General features: G+C 72.9%; 24 protein-coding genes and 2 pseudogenes. 5 read left to right on the forward strand and 21 right to left on the reverse strand.

What is annotated here, in order from left to right; all coding sequences use genetic code 11:
- Positions 1 to 190 precede the first annotated feature (190 nt).
- Entirely contained in the window at positions 191 to 1,540 is a 1,350-nt protein-coding gene (locus tag AC4BG9_RS08670) for an MFS transporter (RefSeq protein ID WP_490570691.1), read from the forward strand.
- Positions 1,541 to 1,665: 125 nt separating this feature from the next.
- Here AC4BG9_RS08670 and AC4BG9_RS08675 read toward each other — a convergent pair whose 3' ends face one another.
- The 13 genes and pseudogenes from AC4BG9_RS08675 to AC4BG9_RS08735 form a co-directional block, all read right to left on the reverse strand.
- On the reverse strand, positions 1,666 to 2,175 hold the full coding sequence (locus tag AC4BG9_RS08675) for an SdpA family antimicrobial peptide system protein (protein WP_490570692.1): 510 nt from the start codon (positions 2,173 to 2,175) through the stop codon (positions 1,666 to 1,668).
- Between the two features lie 31 nt (positions 2,176 to 2,206).
- Positions 2,207 to 2,692, reverse strand: a pseudogene (locus AC4BG9_RS08680) (sporulation delaying protein family toxin); the annotation flags it as partial.
- A complete protein-coding gene (locus AC4BG9_RS08685; RefSeq protein ID WP_490570693.1) occupies positions 2,643 to 3,068 on the reverse strand; it encodes an SdpI family protein in 426 nt (141 codons plus the stop codon). The pseudogene AC4BG9_RS08680 and the gene AC4BG9_RS08685, both read right to left, overlap by 50 nt.
- A gap of 73 nt (positions 3,069 to 3,141) precedes the next feature.
- Complete coding sequence (locus AC4BG9_RS08690) at positions 3,142 to 3,465, reverse strand: transposase (RefSeq protein WP_490570694.1); 324 nt, start codon at positions 3,463 to 3,465, stop codon at positions 3,142 to 3,144.
- A gap of 105 nt (positions 3,466 to 3,570) precedes the next feature.
- A pseudogene (locus tag AC4BG9_RS08695) lies at positions 3,571 to 3,681 on the reverse strand (transposase); the annotation flags it as partial.
- Between the two features lie 46 nt (positions 3,682 to 3,727).
- On the reverse strand, positions 3,728 to 4,171 hold the full coding sequence (locus AC4BG9_RS08700) for a DUF3817 domain-containing protein (RefSeq protein ID WP_490570695.1): 444 nt from the start codon (positions 4,169 to 4,171) through the stop codon (positions 3,728 to 3,730).
- The gene (purQ, locus tag AC4BG9_RS08705; protein ID WP_490570696.1) at positions 4,168 to 4,836 is read right to left on the reverse strand and encodes a phosphoribosylformylglycinamidine synthase subunit PurQ; all 669 of its coding nucleotides are present in this window, start codon (positions 4,834 to 4,836) and stop codon (positions 4,168 to 4,170) included. The genes AC4BG9_RS08700 and purQ overlap by 4 nt, the downstream gene beginning before the upstream one ends.
- The gene (purS, locus tag AC4BG9_RS08710; protein WP_490570697.1) at positions 4,833 to 5,126 is read right to left on the reverse strand and encodes a phosphoribosylformylglycinamidine synthase subunit PurS; all 294 of its coding nucleotides are present in this window, start codon (positions 5,124 to 5,126) and stop codon (positions 4,833 to 4,835) included. Before purS ends, purQ begins: the two co-directional genes overlap by 4 nt.
- 40 nt (positions 5,127 to 5,166) lie before the next feature.
- A complete protein-coding gene (locus AC4BG9_RS08715) occupies positions 5,167 to 5,337 on the reverse strand; it encodes a hypothetical protein (RefSeq protein WP_490570698.1) in 171 nt (56 codons plus the stop codon).
- Positions 5,338 to 5,348: 11 nt separating this feature from the next.
- Positions 5,349 to 6,905 (reverse strand): long-chain-fatty-acid--CoA ligase, encoded by a 1,557-nt coding sequence (locus tag AC4BG9_RS08720; protein WP_490570699.1) that lies wholly within the window; start codon positions 6,903 to 6,905, stop codon positions 5,349 to 5,351.
- Positions 6,906 to 6,914: 9 nt separating this feature from the next.
- Positions 6,915 to 7,352 carry an SRPBCC family protein gene (locus AC4BG9_RS08725; protein WP_490570700.1) on the reverse strand — a complete coding sequence of 146 codons (438 nt, stop codon included), beginning with the start codon at positions 7,350 to 7,352 and terminating at the stop codon, positions 6,915 to 6,917.
- A gap of 3 nt (positions 7,353 to 7,355) precedes the next feature.
- On the reverse strand, positions 7,356 to 8,282 hold the full coding sequence (locus tag AC4BG9_RS08730) for a phosphoribosylaminoimidazolesuccinocarboxamide synthase (RefSeq protein WP_490570701.1): 927 nt from the start codon (positions 8,280 to 8,282) through the stop codon (positions 7,356 to 7,358).
- 10 nt (positions 8,283 to 8,292) lie between these two features.
- A complete protein-coding gene (locus AC4BG9_RS08735) occupies positions 8,293 to 9,618 on the reverse strand; it encodes a hemolysin family protein (protein ID WP_490570702.1) in 1,326 nt (441 codons plus the stop codon).
- A 41-nt stretch (positions 9,619 to 9,659) separates the two neighbouring features.
- Between AC4BG9_RS08735 and AC4BG9_RS08740 the strand changes: the two genes are divergently transcribed.
- A complete protein-coding gene (locus AC4BG9_RS08740; RefSeq protein ID WP_490570703.1) occupies positions 9,660 to 9,968 on the forward strand; it encodes an antibiotic biosynthesis monooxygenase family protein in 309 nt (102 codons plus the stop codon).
- Here AC4BG9_RS08740 and atzF read toward each other — a convergent pair.
- The 4 genes from atzF to AC4BG9_RS08760 are packed head-to-tail and all read right to left on the reverse strand — an operon-like array spanning position 9,952 to position 16,844.
- Positions 9,952 to 11,691, reverse strand: coding sequence for an allophanate hydrolase (gene atzF / locus AC4BG9_RS08745; protein WP_490570704.1), 1,740 nt, complete (start codon positions 11,689 to 11,691; stop codon positions 9,952 to 9,954). The genes AC4BG9_RS08740 and atzF overlap by 17 nt on opposite strands.
- Positions 11,688 to 15,332, reverse strand: coding sequence for an urea carboxylase (gene uca / locus AC4BG9_RS08750; protein WP_490570705.1), 3,645 nt, complete (start codon positions 15,330 to 15,332; stop codon positions 11,688 to 11,690). The genes atzF and uca overlap by 4 nt, the downstream gene beginning before the upstream one ends.
- The gene (locus AC4BG9_RS08755; protein ID WP_490570706.1) at positions 15,325 to 15,975 is read right to left on the reverse strand and encodes an urea amidolyase associated protein UAAP2; all 651 of its coding nucleotides are present in this window, start codon (positions 15,973 to 15,975) and stop codon (positions 15,325 to 15,327) included. The genes uca and AC4BG9_RS08755 overlap by 8 nt, the downstream gene beginning before the upstream one ends.
- On the reverse strand, positions 15,972 to 16,844 hold the full coding sequence (locus AC4BG9_RS08760) for an urea amidolyase associated protein UAAP1 (protein ID WP_490570707.1): 873 nt from the start codon (positions 16,842 to 16,844) through the stop codon (positions 15,972 to 15,974). The genes AC4BG9_RS08755 and AC4BG9_RS08760 overlap by 4 nt, the downstream gene beginning before the upstream one ends.
- A gap of 129 nt (positions 16,845 to 16,973) precedes the next feature.
- On the opposite strand from AC4BG9_RS08760, the gene AC4BG9_RS08765 reads away from it, so the two are divergent.
- Positions 16,974 to 17,579 (forward strand): TetR/AcrR family transcriptional regulator, encoded by a 606-nt coding sequence (locus tag AC4BG9_RS08765; RefSeq protein WP_490570708.1) that lies wholly within the window; start codon positions 16,974 to 16,976, stop codon positions 17,577 to 17,579.
- Between the two features lie 19 nt (positions 17,580 to 17,598).
- On the opposite strand, the gene AC4BG9_RS08770 is transcribed toward AC4BG9_RS08765, so the two are convergent.
- Entirely contained in the window at positions 17,599 to 19,089 is a 1,491-nt protein-coding gene (locus tag AC4BG9_RS08770) for a high affinity choline transporter 1 (protein WP_490570709.1), read from the reverse strand.
- 195 nt (positions 19,090 to 19,284) lie between these two features.
- Between AC4BG9_RS08770 and AC4BG9_RS08775 the strand changes: the two genes are divergently transcribed.
- Together AC4BG9_RS08775 and AC4BG9_RS08780 are read left to right on the forward strand one after the other, a co-directional pair.
- Positions 19,285 to 20,166, forward strand: coding sequence for an MBL fold metallo-hydrolase (locus AC4BG9_RS08775; RefSeq protein ID WP_490570710.1), 882 nt, complete (start codon positions 19,285 to 19,287; stop codon positions 20,164 to 20,166).
- Positions 20,163 to 20,768 carry a TetR/AcrR family transcriptional regulator gene (locus AC4BG9_RS08780; protein WP_490570711.1) on the forward strand — a complete coding sequence of 202 codons (606 nt, stop codon included), beginning with the start codon at positions 20,163 to 20,165 and terminating at the stop codon, positions 20,766 to 20,768. The genes AC4BG9_RS08775 and AC4BG9_RS08780 overlap by 4 nt, the downstream gene beginning before the upstream one ends.
- A 13-nt stretch (positions 20,769 to 20,781) precedes the next feature.
- Here AC4BG9_RS08780 and AC4BG9_RS08785 read toward each other — a convergent pair whose 3' ends face one another.
- The 3 genes from AC4BG9_RS08785 to AC4BG9_RS08795 are packed head-to-tail and all read right to left on the reverse strand — an operon-like array spanning position 20,782 to position 23,290.
- Positions 20,782 to 22,029 carry an MDR family MFS transporter gene (locus AC4BG9_RS08785; protein ID WP_490570712.1) on the reverse strand — a complete coding sequence of 416 codons (1,248 nt, stop codon included), beginning with the start codon at positions 22,027 to 22,029 and terminating at the stop codon, positions 20,782 to 20,784.
- Positions 22,026 to 22,607: a cysteine hydrolase family protein gene (locus AC4BG9_RS08790; protein WP_490570713.1), complete on the reverse strand. Its 582-nt coding sequence runs from the start codon at positions 22,605 to 22,607 to the stop codon at positions 22,026 to 22,028. The genes AC4BG9_RS08785 and AC4BG9_RS08790 overlap by 4 nt, the downstream gene beginning before the upstream one ends.
- Positions 22,604 to 23,290, reverse strand: a complete 687-nt coding sequence (locus AC4BG9_RS08795; protein ID WP_490570714.1) for a cysteine hydrolase family protein — start codon at positions 23,288 to 23,290, stop codon at positions 22,604 to 22,606. Before AC4BG9_RS08795 ends, AC4BG9_RS08790 begins: the two co-directional genes overlap by 4 nt.
- Positions 23,291 to 23,355: the final 65 nt, after the last annotated feature.

Genomic DNA, 23,355 nt, shown 5'->3' on the forward strand with positions numbered 1-23,355 from the left:
GATAATCTGCAGCGCCGTACGTTGACCGATTCTCTGAGGTTGCCGTGCTATCACCAGGTGTCTTGCGTGTCCGAGGGAGTACTGCCCGAGCCGGCCGGATCCTTGGCTCCGCCCTGGGCGTACCTGCCGTGGCTGCCCACGACTCGCCCGCCACCGCCGGACCTCCGACCCGATCCCGGCAGGCGCGACCATGAGTGCCACCGGTCAGGAGCTGGCACCGGACGCCAAGCTGCGAGGACGTGCCGCCATCACCCTCGCCGTGGGCGTCGTCGGGCTCGAGTTCGTCTCGGCCGTGTCGACGTTCGTCGCGGGAGCCCTCCTCCCGCTCATCGAGGCCGACCTGGGTGCCGAACGGCAGGTGCCGTTGCTCGTCGCCGGGACGACCATCGGCATGTTCACCGCGCTCCCTCTCGCCTCCCGCATCATCCGCCGCCATTCACCGGCTCGTGTCCTCATGGCGGGACTGGTCCTGTCGGCAGTCGGCTCCGGCGTGGCGGCCGCCGCGCCGACAGCGTGGGCCTTCGCCGGCGGGCGATTCGTGGCGGGATTCGCAGGCGCGGTGCTTGCCGTCTACGGGATCAGCGCAGCGATCAAGCACCTCGAGGACTCGCTGCGCCTCAAGGTGGTCGCGGCGATGTCGGCGATGTGGATCCTGCCCGCCACCGTCGGCCCCTCGCTCACCTTGGCCCTCGAGCACGCCGTCGGGTGGCGCCTGGCGCTGCTGTCGCCCCTGCCCCTCATGATGATCGCGAGGCTGCTGGTCCTGCGGGTGGTCCCGCCGCAGGTACCGGAGTCCACCAAGGAGCGACCCGTGGGCCGCACGTTGCTGGTGCCGCTCGGCGTGACCGCGTTCGTCGTGTTGACCAACTCGCGCTGGTGGTACCTCGCACCGCTCGCTCTGGTGCCTGCTGTGGTCGGCTTCTTGGCGCTGATGCCCGCGGGCACGGCCCGGCTGGTGCGCGGCGCTCCCGCTGCTCTGGCGGGTCTCACCTTGTTCGGAGCCGGCTACTTCGGCGCGAGCAGCCTGATCACTCTGGTGTTCACCCAGACCTTCGGCACCTCGTTGTTCCAAGCGGGCGTCGCCTTGAGCGTGGCACCGATCGCGTGGGCCCTGGGGTCGATGGCCGCCCCCAAGCTGGGCCATGACGGCGCGCCGCCCGGGTACGGCATGACGCTGGCCGCGGCCGGGGTAGCCGCGGTCGGTATCGCTGGCCTGACCGGGTCGTCCTGGGTCGTGGCTCTCGTGGCGTGGACCCTCGTGGGGCTCGGCATCGGTCTGGGCTACCCGGCCCTCTACGTCCGCGCGACCACCTCGGACGGATCCATGACCGCGACCATGCTGGCCGCGGCGGCCATCACGACCGAGTCGTTCGGTGGTCTCGTCGGAAGCACCGCTGCTGGAGGTCTGGGATCCCTGACCGGTGAGCTGGGGCTCGACCGCGCGACCACCTGGTCCCTGGCCCTACTCGGTCTGGCCTGCTTCCTGTCGGCCGCCGCCGTGGCCGCCTCACGGTCGAGGAGCCCTTCGCGCTCAGCGTGATCGCGGAAGGTGAAGGCGACTTTCGCCTGGAGCTCGACGACACCGAGGACTACACCGCGGAACAGGGGGCGGTGATGGAGAACGCGAAGGAAGGGGTAGCCGAAGCGCTGCGCACCTCAACGCCGTCAGCAAGTGACCACCAGCTCCCGCCCACGGCGAGAGCTCACGCGAGACCCTTCCCGGTGGCGCGACGAGAACCCGGGCGGAAGGTGGCCGTCCTCCCGGCCGGGCAGCACGTCGGCTGAGCGTCCCGCAGACGCGTGAGAACCGCCCCTGGTGGCCTGGCATACCAGCTGCGCCACCTCGGGGCCTTGGCTGCGTTGGCGGCGGCTCAGACCCCACCAGTTCTGCACCTTGGCCTGGGGTGGGCGGTTGATGTTGACGACCCGGTCCTCGCGCAGCGCGAAGACCACGGCCTCGGATTCGCTCGGCGGCTTGGTGAAGAACGCCCACCCTTGCGGAAGGGTCCCGATCGACGCCCGCCGTACCGTGCTGCCGTCACGCAGACTCAGCACGTTGCTCGGCAAGGAGAAGAAGATGGACCCGGCGAGGAGGAAGACCACGACGGCAAGCGACACCACGGCGGTGGCCGCCGTGGTGCGCTCGCTCGTTCCTCCGCGGTTGTTCTCGACCACCCGCGCAGTCAGCTGAGTCGAGCGAGGACGTCATGAGCGAGACCAGGTGGTCGCGCTCGAGCTGGGTCTCCTGACCGTCGGAGTCCATCAGGTAGAACCAGGCCAGCACGAGCGTGGCCACGGCGTTGGTGGCCCCTGCCACGTTGGCGTACACGGCGACGTTGGCCGTCACGTAGAGCGTCAGGGCGAAGCAGCCCTTCCACCCGCAGCCCTTCGCGGCGATACGGTTCGAGGGGTCCTCTGTGAGGGCGGCTCGGCTCTGGAGGAAGTCATGGAAGTTGGCCGTGAAGGTGACCAGCGCCGACTCAACGGCCATCGGGTCGCCGGAAGCCATCGCCTTGGCAGTGGCAAGGACCGCAGCGCAACCTGGTCCACGTCCGGCCGGTCCGGGTTGAAACCGAGGAACTGCACGAGGTCCGGGTTCGCCTCTGCCAGCGGGCCGGTGCCCGCGAGGAGAATCTTTGTGCTCATTTCCGCGCTGGAGCGGGCCGTGCAGGCCCGCTCTTTTCTCCCCCATTGGTGATGGCCTGCCGCGCCGCCTTGTTGGCGCGGCGAATAGCGATCCCGAAAAGGACCACGACTGTTGCGGCGGCGACCGCGCAGGCGGCAGTGAACGCCGCCGTGGGCTCCCCATCCGACGAGGCCTGCCAGAACGCCAGTGGCGCCGCGAGGCCCAGACCCGTGACGGCCGCGGTCAGCAGCGCGGGCTGGGCGGCGTCATGGCCGGCCTTCCACGCGCCGTCTGAAGCGAGAGTCGCCTTGGTCTTGATGCCGGCGAGCCGGTTAGGCCCCATGCCGCTTGTTGCGCCGACCTGAGTCAGGACGAACTGCAGCAGGCAAACGACTGACAGTGCTGCTGTGACGGTGAGCAGCGGAATGTACGCAGAAGTCATACCGGTTTCCCCCCGAGAGCTGGACGTCGCGGAGGACGGTATCGACACCGATCGGGCCGCGCCAGCATCCCGCTCAGACTGGGTGTGTCCCTATTGGGGCCGCGATGTCCGCTGCCGGATGGGACGGAGGACTGGCTGCTTGTCGTCCCACCCAACTCGCCCGAACCTCGAGCCGGTCGGCGACGCCCTGCCGGGCCAGGTGCTCCAGCATCACCTCACTGGCCCGGTTCTCGTGGGTAGAGGCGGGCACGAACACTGCGACCACCGGGAGTCCCGTCACGTCGACTGCGACGACGCGCTTGGCGCCCTTGGTTCGGCCGTCGGGTCCGCCACGGTCGTGGAAGGTGAGCCCACCGTTTGAGGCGCCGCGGGCCAGGTGGGTGTCGATGACGACCATCGACGGTGTCTCGTCGGTCCTGCCGTCCTCGATACGTGCGGCCGCGTGCAGAACCGTCAGGCCCCGCGCCCAGGTGCCGTTGCGCGACCACCGGCGGAACTGCGATCAGACTCGCGTCCATGGACCGAACGACGCCGGGAGGTAGCGCCACTGACACCCGGTCCGGGCGATGTAGAGCATGGCGTCCACCACGATTCGCAGGTCATCGGCATGCTTGCGGCCGCGCCTACTCGGTTACTACCCGTGCAATAGGGACACCCAGTCAGACCGGCGGGCCGGCGAACATCGCGCCGGCGAAGAGCACCGCGACCGCGGCGACGCCGACCACGACGCCCTGGAGCGGCTTGCGCACCAGCCAGGCGGCGAGCTTCTCCAGGACACCGGCCGGCTCCTCGGCGCGGAGCCGCCAGGTGTCGCCGAGCAGCCCCTGCTTCTCGGCGTGCGCCTCGAACGGGACGGTGACGAACGGCGGCACCGCGGACAGCAGTCCGAGCACCAGCTGACGCAGCGACCAGCGCTGGTCGACCCAGAGCAGCACGGTGGTCAGGCAGTAGGCGATGAAGACCGCCCCGTGCAGCATGCCGCCGATCCGCACCCCGAGCTCGGTGGTGTCGGTGACGTACTTGAGGAACATGCCGCCCAGCAGCAGCGCCCAGGTCACGGCCTCGGCGCGGGCGACGGCCCGGTAGAGAGTGGTGGGACTCATGCGAAGACGCTTTCCGCGAGACTGGTGAAGAAGCCGAGCCCGTCGGTGCCGGGACCGCAGAGGTCCTCCACCGCGTGCTCGGGGTGGGGCATCAGGCCGACGACGTTGCCACGCTCGTTGGTGACGCCCGCGATGGCGTTGACCGACCCGTTGGGGTTGGGCCCCAGGTAGCGGGCGACCACGCGCCCCTCACCCTCCAGCCGCTCGACCGTGGCGGCGTCGGCGACGTAGTTGCCCTCGCCGTTCTTGAGGGTGATGGTGACCTCCTGGCCCGCCGCGTAGGACGCGGTCCATGGAGTGCGGTCGTTCTCGATCCGGAGCCGCTGGTCGCGGCAGACGAAGCGCTGGGCCTCGTTGCGGATCAGGGCCCCGGGAAGCAGGTGGGACTCGCAGAGGATCTGGAAGCCGTTGCAGATGCCGAGCACCGGCATCCCGCGCTCCGCCGCCGCGACGACCTCGGTCATCACCGGCGCGAACCGGGAGATCGCGCCGCAGCGCAGGTAGTCGCCGTAGGAGAAGCCGCCCGGCAGCACGACCGCGTCGACACCGCGCAGGTCGGCGTCGCCGTGCCAGAGCGCGACCGCCTCGTGGCCGCCGAGCCGGACGGCACGCTGGGCGTCGACGTCGTCGAGGCTGCCGGGGAAGGTGACGACGCCGACCTTCATCGGGTGGCCTCCGTGGCGACCTGGCCGGCGACCTGGGCGACGGTGTGCTCCTCGACGTGGACCTCGAAGTCCTCGATGACCGGGTTGGACAGCAGCGTCTCGGCCATCCGGCGGACCTCCTCGAGCACCGCCTCGGTGATCTCGCCGTCGACCGTGAGCTCGAAGCGCTTGCCCTGGCGCACCTCGCTGACCCCGGAGAACCCGAGCCTCGGGAGGGCGCCGTGGACGGCCTTGCCCTGGGGGTCGAGGATCTCGGGCTTGGGCATGACGTCGACGACGACTGTGGCCACGGGGCAGCTCCTGGTCAGCGGGGGAAGTCCGCCCTCGAGTCTATCGGGGTCCCTTGGCCGCGACGTAGACGAGGGCGACGCCGAGACCGGCCAGCGCGGGCCCGAGCGTGGCCCGGAAGTCCCGCTCCGCGGTCTCGCCGATCCAGCCGAGACCCTGCGCGGTCCACAACGCCCCGGCCACCACCATCAGCAGCCCGAGGACCACCGCCATCCCACGACCCATCAGTCGAGCTCGCGCTTGAGGATCTTGCCCGTCGCGGTCATCGGCAGCGAGTCCCGGAACTCCACGATCCGCGGGTACTTGTAGGCCGCCATCTGCTCCTTGCCCCAGGCGACCAGCTCGTCCTCGGTGAGGCTCGCTCCCGGGTTGAGGATCACCACCGCCTTGATCTCCTCGCCGTGACTGTCGTGCGGGACGCCGATCACCGCGGCGAGCGAGACGTCGGGGTGGGTGAGCAGGACCTCCTCGATCTCGCGCGGGTAGACGTTGAAGCCGCCCCGGATGATCATGTCCTTCGACCGGTCGACGATGTAGTACCAGCCGTCCTCGTCGCGCCGGGCCAGGTCGCCGGTGCGGAACCACCCGTCCTTCAGCGCCTCGGCGGTGGCGTCGGGGCGGCCGTAGTAGCCCTTCATCACGTTGGGGCCCTTGATCGCGATCTCGCCGATCTCGCCCTCCGCGTCGGTCCAGACCCCCGGCTCGGGGTCGATGAGCCTCATCTCGACGCCGGGGATGGCCGGGCCGATCGAGCCGACCCGGGCGGCCTCGCCGTAGACCGAGAAGCTGGCCACCGGCGAGGTCTCGGAGAGCCCGTAGCCCTCCAGGATGGTGACGCCGAAGCGGCGCTCGAACTCCTTGTGCACCTCCACCGGCAGCGCCGCGCCGCCGGAGACCGCGACCCGCAGGTGCGCGGCGAGCTCCTTGGCGTCGACACCGGCGTCGTCCAGGGCGCCGAGCATCCCCCAGAACATGGTGGGCACGCCCGCGAAGAAGGTGATCTTCTCCTTGGCCATCAGCTGCAGTGCGGCCTCCGCCTCGAAGCGGGGCAGCAGCACCACGGTGCCGCCGTAGGCGAAGGCGCCGTTCTGGATGACGGTCTGGCCGAAGGAGTGGAAGAGGGGCAGCACGCACAGGTAGGTGTCGGGCCGCTCGTGGTCGGCATTGAAGAGCTCCTTGCCGGCCAGCGCGTTGGAGAGCATGTTGCTGTGCCGCAGCTCGGCGCCCTTGGGCTGGCCGGTGGTGCCGGAGGTGTAGAGGATGACCGCGGTGTCGTCGTCGTCGACCTCGACGGAGCGGAACTCCGGCGACTGGGTCGCCATCGCCTGGGCCATCGTCTCGACGCCCTCGAGGGGCGAGTCGGCGCCGAGGTCGGCGGTGATGACGAAGAAGTGCTCGCAGCCGTCGGTGGCCTCGAAGCCCTCGTGGCCCGCCTGGGCCATCGGCAGCTCCGGGGTGCCCTCGAAGCAGAAGTAGGCCTTCGCGTCGGAGTCGGCCAGGTGGTAGGCGACCTCGCGGCCCTTGAGCAGGACGTTGAGCGGGACGACGGTCGCGCCGGCCTTGAGGATGCCGAAGTAGACGATCGTGAAGTAGGGCAGGTTGGGGCAGCTCAGCGCCACCTTGTCGCCGGGCCGGATGCCGCGCGAGACCAGCAGGTTGGCGCACATGTTGGCGAACTGGTCGACCTGGGCGTAGGTCAGCCGGGTGTCTCCCAGCACCACCGCGTCACGGTCGGGGTGCTCGGCTACGGAGCCTTCGAGGAGGGACGCGAGATTCGTCATGACATCAACCTAGGCGATGCCCCGGCGGGCCCGGCGCTCCGCACGTCGCAGGTCGCCGCGGGCGCCCCGCGGGCCGACCAGGTCGAGCAGCCTGCCCAGCGGCCGCCGCCAGCCGGGGGCGTGGGTGACGGTGGTGGCCCGCACCCGGGTCCGGTGCTCGTCGAGCGGGGTGAAGACCAGGTCGAGGGTGACCTCCAGGCCCCGCCACCGGCCGTGCTCGACCCACCGGACGTTGCGCTCCCAGGCGGTGATCTCCATCAGCGGGCGCACCCCCGGCCAGGTCACGTCGTACCACCGGGTGCCGACCCCGGGCTCGGTGTCGCCGGGCCCCATCGGTTCGATCCGGCGCAGGCTGGCCTGCCACGCGGGCCGGTTGCGGGGGTCGGCCAGGTAGTCGAAGACCACCCCGACCGGGAGGTCGAAGTCGTGGCCGACGGTGAACCCCACGGCTCAGAACCGCTCGCCGGTGAGCCGCTCGTAGGCCTCCAGGTAGCGCGCCCGGGTGTGGGCCACGACCTCCTCGGGCAGGGGCGGCGGCGCCTCGCCGGAGGTGCGGTCCCAGCCGGAGTCGGGGCCGGTGAGCCAGTTGCGCACGATCTGCTTGTCGTAGGACGGCTGGGTGCGGCCGGGGTGCCACTGGTCGGCCGGCCAGAAGCGGGAGGAGTCGGGGGTGAGCACCTCGTCACCCAGCACGGTGAGGCCGGCGCCGGTGCCGGAGACCCGGCGGCCGAACTCGAGCTTGGTGTCGGCCAGCACGATGCCGCGCTCCCGGGCGACCTGCTCGGCGCGGGCGTAGACGGCCAGGGTGAGCCGGCGCAGCTCGGCGGCCGGCTCCGCGCCGACGGCGGCCACCACCGCGTCGTAGGAGACGTTCTCGTCGTGGTCGCCGAGCGCCGCCTTGGTGGCGGGGGTGAAGACCGGCTCCGGCAGCCGGGAGCCGTCCTCGAGGCCGGCCGGCAGGGCGATCCCGCAGACCTCGCCGGTGGCCCGGTAGTCCGTCAGGCCCGAGCCGGTCAGGTAGCCGCGGGCCACGCACTCCACGGGGAACATCTCCAGCGGTTCGCAGACCACCGCGCGCCCGGCCACGGCGGCCGGCACGTCGGTGGAGACCACGTGGTGGGGCACGAGGTCGGCCAGCTGGTCGAACCACCACAGCGACATCCGGGTGAGGATCTCGCCCTTGTCGGGGATGGTGGTCTCCAGGACGAAGTCGTAGGCCGAGATCCGGTCGCTGGCGACCATCAGCAGGTTGCCGGCGTACTCGCCCACGTCGAGGCGGTAGAGGTCGCGCACCTTGCCGCTGTGCAGGTGCGTCGCCCCCTCGATCGCCGGCGCGCGAGGGATGCCCAGGGACTCGGGGTGCTGAGGATCGGCCACGGCACGGAGCCTAGTCGTCGGCCCGGCCGTCCCGGTCGCCGTCCTGCCCAGGGGTCGCCCGGCTGACCCGGACCCGCAGGATCCTGGTCTCGCTGGCCTCGACCACCTCCAGCAGCACGCCGTCCACCTCGACGACGTCGCCGACGACGCCGAGCCGGCCCAGGCGGTCCACGACGTAGCCGCCGACGGTGTCGTAGGTGGCGCTGGGCAGCTCCAGCCCGGTCAGCTCGCAGAGCTCCTCGATGTTGAGCGAGCCGTCCACGGTGACGGTGTCGCCCTGCTCGAGCATGGTGTCCTCGGGGTCGTAGCCGGTGTCGTACTCGTCGTAGATCTCGCCCACCACCTCCTCGACGAGGTCCTCGAGGGTGATGATCCCCTCGGTGCCGCCGTACTCGTCGACGACCAGCGCGAGGTGCTGCTGCTCGCGGCGCAGCTGGGCGAGCGAGGCGAGCACCTGGTTGGTGCCCGGCAGCACGGTCAGGGGCCGGGCGAGCCCGGCCACCGGGCTCGCCTCCTGCTCCGGCGTCGCGGTGTAGAGGTCGCGCAGGTGCACGAAGCCGATCACGTCGTCGACGTCCTCGCCGAGCACCGGGTAGCGGGAGAAGGAGGAGTCGGCGACCTCGGCGCGGGCGTCGTGGACCGTCCGGTCGCCGTGCACGAAGACGACGTCGGGCCGCGGGGTCATCACCGCGGTCAGCCGCCGGTCACCGGAGCGGAAGACGTCGGTCAGGATCCGCCGGTGGTAGGGGCGCAGGCCGCGGTGCGTCTCGACGGTGTCGCGCAGCTCCTCGGCCGACATCTCCTCCTCGATCGCGTCGGGGTCGCCGCCGAGCACCCGCACCACCGCGTCGGTCGAGCGGGAGAGCAGCCAGATCACCGGCCGCATGGCGGTGGCGAAGACGTTGAGCGGCGGCGCCAGCACCTTGGTGAAGCCGACCGCCCGCTGCATCGCCAGCCGCTTGGGCACCAGCTCGCCCAGCACCAGCGACAGGTAGGCGATGAGCAGCGTCATCAGCACCAGGGCGACCGTGTCGGCGACCGACGCGGGCAGGCCCCAGCCCTCGAGCACCGGGGCCAGGTCGGGGGCGATGGTCGCGCCGCCGTAGGCGGAGGAGAAGAACCCGGCGACGGTGACCCCGATCTGGACCGCGGAGAGGAAGCGGTTGGGGTCCTCGACCAGGTCGGCGGTCCGCTCGCCGCGCGGACCGCCCGCCCGGATCCGGCGCACCTGTCCCGGACGCAGCGAGACGATCGCCATCTCGGTGCCCGCGAAGACCCCCCCGACGAGCACGAACACGAGCACGAGGAACAGGTTGGTCAGGGTGGTGGTGTCCACGTCCCTCACGCTAGCGAGGTGCTGGTTTGTAGGCTCGGACCATGTCCGTCGTGAAGATCAACGCCATCACCGTCCCCGAGGGCTCCACCGACGAACTGGAGCGCCGCTTCGCCGCCCGCGCCGGCTCCGTCGAGGACTCCCCCGGATTCCTCGGCTTCAAGCTGCTGCGGCCGACGGGCGGGGACAACCGCTACTTCGTCCTCACCGAGTGGGCCGACGAGGAGTCCTTCGTCGCCTGGCGCGACGGCGACGCCCGCACGGCGCACGCCGGCGAGCGGGCCAAGCCCGTGGCCACCGGCGCCGACCTGCTCGAGTTCGAGGTCGTGCTGGACGTCAAGCCCGGCGGCTGACGCCCGCCTCGTCCGAGGCGAGCCAGGCCAACCAGCCGCCGCTGGCCGTGATGTCGCGCCCCGCGGCCACCGCGTCCTGGGCTGCGCCGAAGCCCACCACCCAGCGGCCCTCGGCCAGCTCCACCCGTCCCAGCAGCATGGGGTCGGGCAGGGCGGCGAGGAACCGGCCGAGCGCGCCCTGCGAGAGCGCCCACAGGCCCCCCTCGATCGCCCTGCCCCCCGCCTGGCCGCCGACCCGGGTCAGCCCCGGCTTGGGCGGGACGGTCCCGAGCGCGGTCAGGGTGTAGGCGGGCGCCGTGCGCGCCACCCCGAGCCACCTGGCTCCCAGCCTCCGCAGCTCGCCCTCGAGCGGCTGGCCGGGCAGGTGTGCGCCGACCACGAACAGCTCCGCGGTCGGCACCGCGGGCTCCGGTCCGGCCCCGGTGGCCACCGTCGGCCACGGCAGGGCGGGCGCCGGGAGCGGCGCCGCCGCCGCGACGGCGTCGGCGGGTGCCGCGGTCGGCAGCGCGACCCGGCGGGCGAGGTCCAGGGCCACGGCGTCGTGGAACGCCGGCGCCACCACCGTGACCCCGAACTGGGCCGGCCCGGCCTCGCCCTCGTCGACCGTCCCGGAGGGCACCGCGACTGCGGCCAGGTCGAACAGGTTGCAGAAGTTGGTGAACGTGCCGACGCGGGAGTTGGCGGCCACCGGTTCGGCGGCGACCTCGGCCACGGTGGGGTGGAACGGCGCGGTCGGGACGAGCAGGGCGTCGAAGCCGGCCAGCGCCGCCATCGAGACCTGTCGCAGCTCCTCGAGCCGGGCCGTGTCACGCACCAGCCGGGAGCCGGTCACCCGGCCGGCGGCGCTGATGATCGAGGCGACGACCGGGTCGAGCCCGGCCGCGGGATCCTCGAGGTGCGCGTCGACGAAGTCGCCGACCGCGCCGTGCCGCTCGGCCACCAGGCCGCCCTCGTAGAGCAGCCGCGCGGCCGCGAGGAAGGAGTCGAACGGCACCGGCTCGACCGTGCAGCCGTCGGCGCGGAGCCGCTCGGCCGCCTCCTCGAACGCCTCGGTCCAGCCGGGAGCCATCGCCGGCAGGTGGTCCGGAACGGCCACCCGCGCCGCGGGCGGTGCGGCGAGCGGCGCGTCGGCCGGCCAGGGGCGGGTGCCGGGTCCGCCCGCCATCGCGGCCATCGCCACGTCGGCCGTGTCGAGGTCCCGGGCGAAGATCGTGACCGCGTCCCAGGAACGGCAGGCCGGGACGAGCCCCGAGACCGAGACGACGCCCAGCGTGGGCTTCACGCCGACGATCCCGTTGAAGGCCGCGGGCACCCGTCCCGAGCCGGCGGTGTCGGTCCCGATCGCGAGGTCCGCCTCGCCCAGGGCCACGGCCACCGCGGAGCCCGAGCTGGAGCCGCCCGAGACGTGGCCGGCGCGGTGTGCGGAGCGGACCCCGCCGTACGGGCTGCGCTGGCCGACCAGGCCGGTGGCGAACTGGTCGAGGTTGGTGACCCCGACGACGGTGGCCCCGGCGGCCCGCAGCCGGGCCACCGCGACCGCGTCGGTCCCGGCCGGGCCGTCGCCGAAGCCGGGGCAGCCGGCGGTGGTGACGAAGCCGGCGACGTCGACGTTGTTCTTCACCGCCAGCCGGAGCCCGGCGAGCGGGCCGGAGGCGGCGGCGAGGTCGCGCTCGACCTCCGCGGCGTCGCGCCGGGCGAGGAACGCCTCGGGCCGGGCGCTCACGCCGCTCCCTCCTGCGTCGCCGGGGCGAGCACGGCGAGGGCGTCCCCCGGGGCGACCTGCACCCCGGGCCCGGCCGGCAGCGCCTGCACCACTCCGCCCACCGGGGCGGTCACGGCCGTCTCCATCTTCATCGCCTCCAGCACGACCAGCACCTGTCCCGGCTCGACCACGTCACCGACCTCCACGGCGGCCTTCCACACGTTCGCCACGAAGGGCGCGTCCACCCGGGTGCCCCCCTCGGGCACCTCGACCTCCGTCGGCTCGGGGAGCACGGCGGCCTCGGCGGCCGCCGCCCGCTCCAGCTCGCCCGAGGCCACCCACGCCGTGCGCTCCGCCTCGAAAGCGGCCGCCTGGGTCGCGCGGAACCGCGCGATCGACTCGGCGTTGTCGGCCAGGAACCGTTCGTGCTCGGCGAGCGAGAACGTCCCCTCGGTCGCCTCCAGCGAGGACCGGCCGGCGGCCAGGTCGGCGCGCAGGTCGAGCAGCTCCTCGGGGTCGACCGGGTACCAGCTGATCCGGTCGAAGAACCGCAGCAGCCAGGGGTCCTCGCCGGGCCGCGGGTGGGTCCGCCAGACCTGGGTGGTGCGGCCGACGAACTGGTAGCCGCCCGGGCCCTCCATCCCGTAGATGCACAGGTAGGCGCCGCCGATCCCCACCGAGTTCTCCGCGGTCCAGGTCCGCGCGGGGTTGTACTTGGTGGTGACCAGCCGGTGCCGCGGGTCCAGGGGGGTCGCGACCGGTGCGCCCAGGTAGACGTCGCCCAGGCCGAGCACCAGGTAGGAGGCGTCGAAGACGGTGTCGTAGACGTCCGCCACCGAGCCCAGCCCGTTGATCCGGCGGATGAACTCGATGTTCCACGGGCACCAGGGCGCGTCGTCGCGGACCCCCGCCATGTAGCGCTCGATCGCCTCGCGGGTGGCCGGGTCGTCCCAGCTGAGCGGCAGCCGCACCTCCCGGCTCGGCACCACCAGCTCCGAGACCGGCGGCAGCTCCGCCTCGGCCTCGACCAGCAGGCCGAGCAGGCGCGAGGTGGGCAGCACGTCCGGGTCCACGTGCACCTGGAGCGACCGGATCCCCGGGGTCAGGTCCAGGATCCCGGGCAGCGCACGGGCCGCCAGCGCGGTGTGCAGCGCGTGCACCCGGGCCCGGAGCGCGAGGTCGAGCACCGGCTCGCCGTACTCGACCAGGACGGCGTCGTCGCCCTGCCGGCGGTAGGTCACACCCGGGCCGCCGGTGCCGTCCAGGCGGCGCAGGACGCCGTCGTCGGCGTCCCGGGACGCGACCAGGGCGGCGAGGTCCAGCCCGCGGGCCGGCGGCGCCTGCGCGGCGCGCACCGGCACGAACCGGACGGTGTCGCCGGGCCGCAGCTGGCCCAGCTTCCACCGGTCGCCGGAGACGACGGTGAGCGGGCAGACGAAGCCGCCGAGGCTCGGGCCGTCGGGGCCGAGCAGGATCGGGGTGTCGCCGGTGAAGTCCAGGGCGCCGACCGAGTACGGCACGTCGTGGATGTTCGAGGGGTGCAGCCCGGCCTCGCCGCCGTCGGTGCGCGCCCACGTCGGGCGCGGACCGACCAGCCGGACCCCGGTGCGGGCGCTGTTGAAGTGCACCTCGTAGCTGGCCGCGTAGAGCTGGTCGACGTCGTCGCGGGTGAAGAACTCGGGGGCGGCGTGCGGGCCCTCGGTGACCGCCAGCTCCCAGACGTCGCCGAAGTCGACGCGCCGGGCCTCCGGGACGGGCCCGCCGACCGGGCCGACCGCGGGGCCGGGACGCAGCACGTCGCCGGGTCGCAGCGCCCGGCCTCCGTGCCCGCCGAACCCGCCGAGGGTGAAGGTGCTGGCCGAGCCCAGGTAGGCCGGCACGTCCAGGCCGCCGGCCACCGCGAGGTAGGTGCGCAGCCCGGCGGTGGCGTCCCCCACGGCGAGGGTGGCGCCGGCCGGCACGACGACCGGCTCGTGCATGGGCACCTCGCACCCGTCGACGGTCACCGTCGCGGGCGCGCCGGTGACGCAGACGACCGTCTCGTGGCTCATCGTCAGCTCGGGGCCGGTGGCGGTGCACTCCAGCCCGGCCGCGTTCGGCTCGTTGCCGACCGCGAGGTTGGCGAGCCGCAGCGACCGGTCGTCCATCGCCCCGCTCGGGGGGATGCCGACCTGCCAGTAGCCCACGCGCCCGTCGGCGTCCTGCACGGTGGTCATCAGACCGGCCCGGCCGACGGTGATCCGCGGCCCGGGGTCGCGCACCCCGGTCAGGGTGGAGGTGCTGTGGTTGGCGGCCAGCACGTCGGGGTCGCGGACGACCCCGCGCAGCAGCCCGAGGTTGACCTCGACGCCGTCGACCCGGGTCTCCTCCAGGGCCCGGGCGAGGGTGCGGAAGGCGTCCTCGCGGGTCGGCCCGGTGGCCACCACCTTGGCCAGCAACGGGTCGTAGGCGGTCGAGACCTCGGTGCCGGTCTCGGCCCAGCCGTCGACCCGCACCCCGTCGCCGGCCGGCAGCTCGACCCGGGTCAGGGTGCCGGCGCTGGGCCGGAAGTCGGCGGCCGGGTCCTCGGCGCAGACCCGGGCCTCGACCGCGTGGCCGACCACCGGGACCTCGCCGGTGCGCCGGCCGGCGTCGTCGCCGGTGCCGGGGTCCAGGTGCGGCTCCAGGAAGCTGCTGTCACCGCCGGCCAGGCGGAGCATCCAGGCGACCAGGTCAACCCCCGTGACCTGCTCGGTGACCGGGTGCTCGACCTGGAGGCGCGCGTTGACCTCCAGGAACGAGGCCTCCTCGCGCACCGGGTCGTAGACGAACTCCACGGTCCCCGCCGAGCGGTAGTCCAGCGAGGCGACCAGCCGGCGCGCCGAGGAGTGCAGCCGCTCGCGCACCGCCGGCGGCAGCGCGGGCGCCGGCGCCTCCTCCACCACCTTCTGGTGGCGGCGCTGCAGCGAGCAGTCCCGGTCGCCGAGCGAGACGACGCTGCCCCGGCCGTCGCCGAAGACCTGGACCTCCACGTGCCGGGCGTGCTCGACGTAGCGCTCGGCGAAGACCCCCGAGGAGCCGAAGCTGCGCTCGGCGAGGCCGCGGACCCGGCCGTACGCCGTCCGCACCTCCTCCGCGGTGCGGCACACGCTCATCCCGATGCCGCCACCGCCGCCGGTCGCCTTGAGCATCACCGGGTAGCCGATCCGGCCGGCCTCGACGACCGCCTCGTCGGCGTCGGCGAGCAGGCCGGTGCCGTCGAAGACCGGTACGCCGCAGGCCACCGCCGCCGCCCGTGCGGTGTGCTTGTCGCCGAAGGCGCGCAGCTGCGCGGGCGTGGGACCGACGAACGCGAGCCCCGCGCCCTCCACCGCCTCGGCGAAGTCGGCGTCCTCGGCGAGGAAGCCGTAGCCGGGGTGGACGGCGTCGGCGCCGGTCTCCTTGGCGGCCCGCAGCACCGCCTCCACGTCGAGGTAGGAGCGCTCCGGCGCGGCCGGCCCCAGCAGCACCGCCCGGTCGGCGAGCCGCACGTGCGCGGCCGCCCGGTCCGCCTCGGAGAAGACCGCAACCGTGCCCAGGCCCAGGGCCCGGGCCGAGCCGATCACCCGGCAGGCGATCTCGCCGCGGTTCGCCACCAGGACGGTGGCGAGCGGGCCCGCCGCCGGCCCGCTCGGCTCAGGCATGGTCGTGCACGATCATCTCGGCCCGGCTCGGATCGAACCCGTTGCAGGGGTTGTTGACCTGCGGGCAGTTGGAGACGACGACCAGCACGTCGCGCTCGGCCCGCAGCGCCAGCCCCAGGCCAGGGGCGGAGATGCCGTCGACGATGCCCAGGGCACCGTCGGGGTCGACCGGGACGTTCATGAACCAGTTGACGTTGGAGACCTGGTCGCGCTTGCCCAGGCCGTGCCGCGAGAGCTCGTGCAGGAAGTTGTCGGCGCAGGCGTGCTGGGCGTAGGTGTGGTGCCCGTAGCGCAGCGTGTTGGACTCCTTGGAGCAGGCGCCGCCCAGCGTGTCGTGCCGGCCGACCTCGTCGGCGACCACGGTGAGCAGCGGCGCGGACTCGTTGTCGCGCAGGACGCTCCCGGTGGTGAGGAAGATCGACCCCTGCTCCTGCAGGGTCGCCTGGGCGCTGTAGGCGCGCTCGGGGTCGGCGGCGTCGTAGGCCAGGAAGTCGACGGCCTGGTTGCCGTCGAGGTCGACGATCCGCAGCACCTGGCCGGCGGTGAGCACCCGGGACCAGGGCGCGCGGGGCGCGACGATCTCGCGGTGGACCTCGGGGCCCAGGGCGTACGGCGTGCTGGCGGGTGTGGTGGGGGCGCTCATCGGGTGGCCCGTCCCTTCCGGTGGTCGGCGGTGTTCTCGTAGGCGCGGCGACCTTCCGGGGTCGCGGTCCACTGCGGGTCCTCGGGGGCCGTGACCCGGTCCCGCCAGGCGAGGACCTCCAGCGGCCCGCAGGTCCAGTCGGGGCGCGGGTCGAGGGGGTGCGCGGTGTTGGCGACCAGCAGCACGACCGGCAGCTCGGTGCGCAGGGTCAGGCTCCGCCCGGGCCCGGCGCTGCCGGTCCACCCGGGTCGTCCCTCGTCGTCGACCCGCACGCCCTGGAAGAACGAGACGCTCGGGGCGACGTCGCGGCGGGAGAGCCCGTTCTTGGCCGCGCCGAGCACGAGCAGCTCACGCCCGGCAGGGGTCGGCCCCTCGGGGGCGCCGTCGCCGTAGCGGCGCTCGTTCCGGTCCCGGGTGGAGGTGCCGAAGAGGGTGTCGTGGTGCCCCGAGGTGTCGTCGAGCACGGTGGCCAGGACCCGTCCCTGGTCGCTGAGCAGCAGGTAGCCGCCGCCCGGGTAGACCTGCCACTGGATCTTCACCGTGTCGGCCACGTTGAGCCGCTCCCACGGCATGTCCGCATGGTGCAGCAGGACCGAGGCGCAGGCCTCTCCGTCGGGGTCGGTCAGCCGGACCCGGGTGCCGGCGGCGAGCACCCGGTGCCCGTAGCCGCCGGGCGGCAGCCGGTCGGCCCAGACCACGGCGTCGCCGCTCACCCCCGCCGGCAGGTCGGGGGCGGTGCCGGCGGGCACGGTCGGGCCGTGGTCCACCACGGTGCCCTCCTGGGCCCGGGCGTGGGCGCGGGCGCCCTGCGTGGTGCCCGTCTGGCTGGTGCCGGGATCGGCGGGGGCGGTCTCGTCGGCGGTGCGCACGGCGTCCTCCTGCTGCTTTTCTGTCGAGTGACAGATATTCAAGGTGGCCCGGTCGCGCGTCCGGTCACCACGAGGTGAACGCCATGTAACGAACGGGGCCGGGGGCACCCGCTGGGTAGGGTCCGACGCATGGCAACCCGCGGCCGCCCCAGGAGCACCGGTCCGTCCACCTCCGGACTCAGCACCGAGGAGGAGATCCTGGCCGCGGCGGCCCGGCTCTTCTGCAGCGAGGGGTACGGCGGCACCAGCACCTACCGGATCGCCGAGGCCGCGGGGCTCTCCCAGGCCACGATGTACCACTACTTCCGGGGCAAGCACGAGATCCTGCTCGTCCTCCTGCTGCGCACGGTCCGGCCCTCCCGCGAGCTCGCCGCCACGCTCGCTGACGAAGAGGCGGGCCCGGCCGAGCGGCTGCGCAGGCTCTGCGCGTACGACGCCCACCTGCTGGCGACCAGTCCGGAGAACCTCGGCGTCCTCTACCTGCTCCCCGAGCTCGGGGACGAGCGGTTCGCCCCCTTCCACGCCGAGCGCCAGGCCCTCTTCGACGGCTACGTCGACCTGGTCGCCGCCTGCCGCGGCGTCGGGCGGGAGGAGGCGCTGCCCACGGCCGAGCTGGTCTTCGCCCTGGTGGAGAGCGTGGTCATGCAGCGCCGGCGGACCGGCACCGAGGGGCTCCGGGCCGACCTCCCCGACCGGATCGCGGAGGCCGCCCTGATGCTGGTCGCCGCCGGCTGACCCCTCAGGACTGCGCCGCTCAGACCGCGTCGGGCTCCGGCACCCTGGTCCGGTCGAGGGCGAGCAGGTCGCGCTCCTCCTCGTCGTGGCCGGCGGTGAGCAGGGAGGCCACCACGAAGGCGCCGATCCCGACCGCCGCCGCCAGCAGCGTCGCCCAGCCGTCGAAGTCGGCGGTGAAGACGTCGTTGGGCAGGTGCAGCAGGTCGTTGTCGAAGCCGTAGAGGGTCGGCGTCATCACCAGGAAGAAGAGCCGGACCACCAGGCCCGCCCCGGCACCCACCAGCGCCCCGGTGACGGTGGCTCCCCGCCAGAAGAGCCCCAGCACGAAGGGGGCGATCAGGCAGGCGAGCATCAGGTCGAAGGCGAGGGTCAGCAGGATGCCGGTCTGGCTCACCCGCAGGGCCAGCAGCGCCCCGACGACCACGACCGGCACCATCGCCGCGCGGGTCCAGCGCAGCAGCGGGTCGGCGTGGCCCGGCGCCACCTCGCGGCGCACGCCGAAGAGGTTGCGGACCGCGACGGCGCTGGTGGCCAGGATCGCCCCCGACGCGGTGGAGAAGGAGGCCGCCACCACCCCGGAGAGCACGAGGACCGCCAGCAGGGCCGGCGCGTGGCCGTCGAGGAGCTGGTAGATCACCGGTCCCTCGTCGGCGGTGATGCCGAGCTTGTCGACCCCGCTCAGGGCGATCAGCGACCAGACGGTGCCGATCACCGCGGTCGTGCCGGCGCCGATGAAGCAGGCCTTCTGGGCGATCTCGGGGGTCCGGGCGGCGAAGATCCGCTGCATGAAGTCGATGGCGACGAGGTCGCCGATGCCGAGCGAGACCAGGGTGGCCCAGTTGATCGCGGCGCCCTGACCCGGGTCGGTGAGCTGGCCGAGGTCGAACGGGCCCATGCCCTCGGGCACGGAGAGGCCGAAGGTGGAGGTGAACCAGACCAGCAGGACCACGGTCGCGGCCAGGGTCAGCACCGCCTGGACGACCGAGGTGTAGGCGTCGGAGTAGAGCCCGCCGCCGATCGTGTAGCCGAGGATCAGGAGGACGGCGAGCACCACCCCGACGGCGTACGAGAGCCCGGTGAAGTACTCGACCAGGAACCCCATCGCCACCAGGTTGCCCGCGAGCAGGATGGTGAACGAGGCGATCATCAGCACCGAGGCGCAGACCTCGACCCGGCGGTCGTAGCGGCGGGCGAAGAAGTCCCCCAGGGTGAACAGGCCCATCCGGTTCATCGGCTTGGCCAGGAACAGCCCGGCGAGCAGCAGGCAGACGGCCAGGCCCAGGGCCAGCGAGGCGCCGGCCCAGAAGCCTGCGGTGGCGGAGGTGTCGGTGTTGCCGATGGTGGCGTTGCTGTCCACCGCCGCGGTGGTCAGCGCGACCGCGACCAGGGGCAGCCCGAGCTGGCGGCCGGCCACGAGGTAGTTGGCGCTGTCGCCGTCGACCTTGCGCGCCACCGCGATGCCGACGAAGAGGACCAGCGCGACGGTCAGGCCGATTCCGGTGATGATCATGGCGACTCCTGGGACGGCGGCTTTCTGTCGATCGACAGAAAGTGCTCCCATTTGGCTCCCGGAGGATTTCGGGGGCCGGCCCGGTATCGAACAGCCAGGTAAATTCCTGCTCACTCCCCCGCATCCGGCAGGGAGGAAACACAAGCGTCACACGAGCGACCCACGCCCGCGCCTATCCGCTGATAGGAATGGCTCATGTACGGATACGACACCGGGTTCCACGAGGTCGCCGACCGGGTCTGGCTGGCGCGCTACGAGTGGTACGACGTCTCGATCACCGTGGTCGGTGGCGACGAGGGCCTGCTGATGATCGACACGCACTCCTCCGACCGGGCCGCCCGCGGCGTGGTCCAGGACCTGCGTCGCGCCGGCCTGGGCGACGTCGTGGCCGTGGTCAACACCCACGAGCACTTCGACCACACCTTCGGCAACACCGCGCTGCGCGACCTCTACGGCCCGGTGCCGATCTACGCGACCGCGGTCGCCGCCGCCAACACGCTGCCCTCCGCGGCCCGGTTCAAGAAGCGCTTCGAGGTCTCGCCGGTCTCGGGGGCGTCGGGGACCACCGGCACCGACCCCAGGACCCCCGAGGTGCTCGCCACCGAGGTGACCCCCGCCGACCACCCCTTCGAGGGGCGGACCGAGGTCGACCTGGGTGGCCGCACGGTGACGCTGAGCCACCCCGGCCGGGGCCACACGGCGGGCGACCTGGTGGTCACCGTGCCCGACGCCGACCTGGTCCAGGTCGGCGACCTGCTCGAGCAGACCGGGCCGCCGGTCTACTCCGAGGACAGCTATCCGCTGGACTGGCCCGCCACCATCGACCGGGTGCTGGCCGGGATCGGCCCCGACACCTGCGTGCTCCCCGGCCACGGGATCCCCGTCGGGCGCGAGTGGGTCGAGGCGCAGCGCGACGACCTGCGCCAGGTGGCCGACACCATCCGCGCCCTGGTCGCCGACGGGGTGCCCCAGGAGCGGGCCGCGGCCGCGGGACGCTGGCCGTGGCCGGTGGACGACTGGCGGTTCACCGGGGCGATCGCGCGCGGCTACGCGCAGGCCGGCGGCGCGCTGCTGTGACCAGCGAGCCCTCCGGCCCGTCCGCCGGCCAGTCCGCCGCCCGCGGCGGCCGGCAGCGGATCGTCGACGTGGCGACCGAGCTCTTCGTCGCCCAGGGATACGCCCGGACGACCACCCGCGACATCGCCCGGGCCGCCGGGATCAAGCAGCCCTCCCTCTACGCCCACTTCTCGGTCAAGTCCGACATCCTGGTCGAGGTGCTCCAGCAGACCCTGCGTCCGACCCTCGAGAGCGCGCGGGCGCTGCTCGACGACCCTGCGCTGACCGCCCACGAGCGACTCGCCGTCCTGGTCGACTTCGACGTCCGCGGGCTCTGCGAACCGGCGTTCAACATCGGGCTGCTCGGCTACATGCCGGACGTGCGCGACGAGGTCGGCGACACCCTGCTGGGCGTCGGCAGCGACTTCTGGCGTACCTACGAACGGCTCGTCGAGGACGCCCTGGCGGAGTCGGGGCGGCCCCGCGAGGACACCTCCGCGGTGACCAAGGTCGTGCTGACGCTGATCGAGGGCGTGCTCCTGCGCCGGGTCAACGAGCCCGACCTCGACGCCGCGACGGTGGCCGCGCAGACCTGCGAGGCCGTGCTGCGCATCGTCGGCTGAGCGGCCCGGGGAGTCACGCGGTGACGGTGTACGCCGCCCGCGCGGCGGCCCGGCCGGCGCTCTCCCGCTCGGTCCGGGCCCGGCGGCTGAGCGCCAGGGTCAGGCCGGTGAGGAAGAGCACGACCAGGCAGGAGAGCCACAGCCCTTGGGGTCCGAGGGTGGCCAGCGCCACCCCGCCGAGCAGCGAGGCGAGGGTGCGGCCGACGGTCCAGGTCATGCCGTAGAAGCCCTGGTAGGTGGCCAGCAGCCGGGCCGGCGCCAGGTCGGCCACCACGGTGGCCGCGACGGGGAAGACGCCCAGCTCCCCCAGGCTCCACGCGACGACGGCCACCGCGTAGTGCCACCACTCGGTGGCCACCACCTGGACGGCGTACCCCGCCATCGTCAGCGCCACCGCCCAGCTCAGCGCGGTCGTCTTGGTGACCCGTTCCAGCACCCGCACCAGCGGCATCTGCAAGGCGCAGAGCAGCACCCCGTTGAGGCTGAGCAGCAGCCCGTACTGGGAGATCGAGAAGCCCTCCTGGTCCATCACGATCGGCAGCGTGACGGTGCCCTGGATGTAGACCACCATGTAGGCGGTCATGGTCGCGGTGAAGACCAGGAAGACCCGGTCGCGCAGGACCACCGCGTAGGCGGCGCGCAGGCTCATCCGCTGCGTGGCCGCGGGCCGGGGGTCCCCGCGCAGCGCCCACACGAGCACCCCGAGCACCACCATCAGCAGCACCGCCTCCAGGTAGAAGACGACCGCGAACGAGTACCCCGCGAGCCAGCTCGCGAGCAGGGGGCCGGCGGCGAACCCGGCGTTCATCGCCCAGACGTGGAGGCTGTAGGCCCGCTCGCGCTGGTGCGGGGCCACCCGCTCGGTGACCAGCGAGCTCAGCGCCGGGCTGCCCAGGTGCGAGGCGAACCCGTAGGCGAGCAGGACCGCGGAGAGCTTCGCGACGTCCAGCGACTGCGCCAGCACCACCAGCAGCGCCGCGGAGGAGAGCTGGCCGGCGGCGATGACGCGGAGCCGGCCGAACCGGTCGGCGAGGTAGCCCCCGCCCAGGCTGGCCGCCACCCCGCCGAGCCCGTAGGTGGCGGTGACGAGCCCGATGGTCAGCGCGTCCAGACCGCGCTCGCCGCTCAGCCAGGTCGCCAGCAGCGGTGCGACGAACCGGCCCATCGAGAGGACCAGGACGCCGCACCACACCGCCCAGAAGGCCCGGGGCAGCCGCTCACGGAGCGGCCGGCCCGGGCCTTCGGCGATCGGCAGGGTCACGCGGGCACGGGTACCGAGGAGACCCACTCCATGACCTCGTCGGAGGTCACCAGCGCCTTGCGCTGGAGGTAGTTGATCATCTTCAGCGCGTCGTCGTGGGCCGGCTTGCTCGACCCGGCGACCACGTCGGTGACGACGTTGATGAAGAAGTCGCGCTGGTGGGCGTCCACGGCGGTGTAGAGCACGCAGACGTCGGTGAAGCCGCCGATCAGGATGAGGCTGTCGACGTCGTAGGACTTGAGCACGATGTCGAGCTCGGTGGCGAAGAACGCCGAGTAGCGGCGCTTGCGGATGTGGAACTCCTCCGGCCTCGGCTCGAGCCCGTGGGCGATCACGTTGTTGGGGTCGTTCTCCAGGCAGTGCGGCCCCTCGGAGCCGTCGAGCTCCCGGCCGATGTCGGCCAGGTGCGGCTTGTGCACCTCCTGGATCCAGACCACCGGGACGTCGGCGGCGCGGCAGGCGTCCACCATGTCGATGGCCTTGCGCAGCTGCTCGTGGTCGTAGGTGCAGAAGTCGCCGCTCAGGTCACCGCCCTGGAAGTCGACGACGACGAGTGCGGTACGGCCCTGGATGTTCATGCGATCTCCTCAGCGATCTCAGCGGTGGTGACGGGGGTGACGGTCTCGAGCCAGTCGTGAACGGCCTGGCTGGTGACCAGGGAGTCGCGCTGGAGGTACTTCATGGAGCGCAGCGCCGCCTCGTGCAGCTCCTCGCCGGAGCCGACGACGAGGTCGGTGATGGTGCGGAAGTGGTAGTCGTACTGGTGCGCGTCGACCGCGGTGTAGTGCACGCAGACGTCGGTCATCCCGCCGATCAGGACGACCGTCTGCGCCCCGTAGCCGCGCAGCACCAGGTCGAGCTCGCTGCCGAAGAACGCGCTGTAGCGGCGCTTGCGGATCAGGTACTCCTCGGGCTTCGGGTCCAGGCCCGGGTGCAGCTCGGTGCGCGGGTCGCCCTCGACGCAGTGCACGCCCTCGGCGCCGTCGAGCTCGCGGCCGATGTCGACCAGGGAGGGCTTGTGCACCTCCTGGATGAAGACGACGGGCACGTCCTTGGCGCGGAACGCGTCGACCAGCTCGACGGCCCGCCGGTTGCGGTCCTCGCGGTCGGGCATGAACCCCCCTCCGGGCTCGTGGGGGACGAACGGGTTCTCCCCGCCGCCCTGGATGTCGACGACGACGAGCACGACGTTGCCGACGGGCTTGAGGTCCTCGGCGGGTGTCCAGTCGGTCACGGGTCGGATGACGGGTTGGGTCGTCATGGCAGGTCTCCTTGCGGTGCGGTGAGGGAGGGGATGTGGGGTGAGAGGGGTGGGAGGCGCGCCTG

The organism is Nocardioides sp. Z40_12 (genome assembly GCF_058215795.1).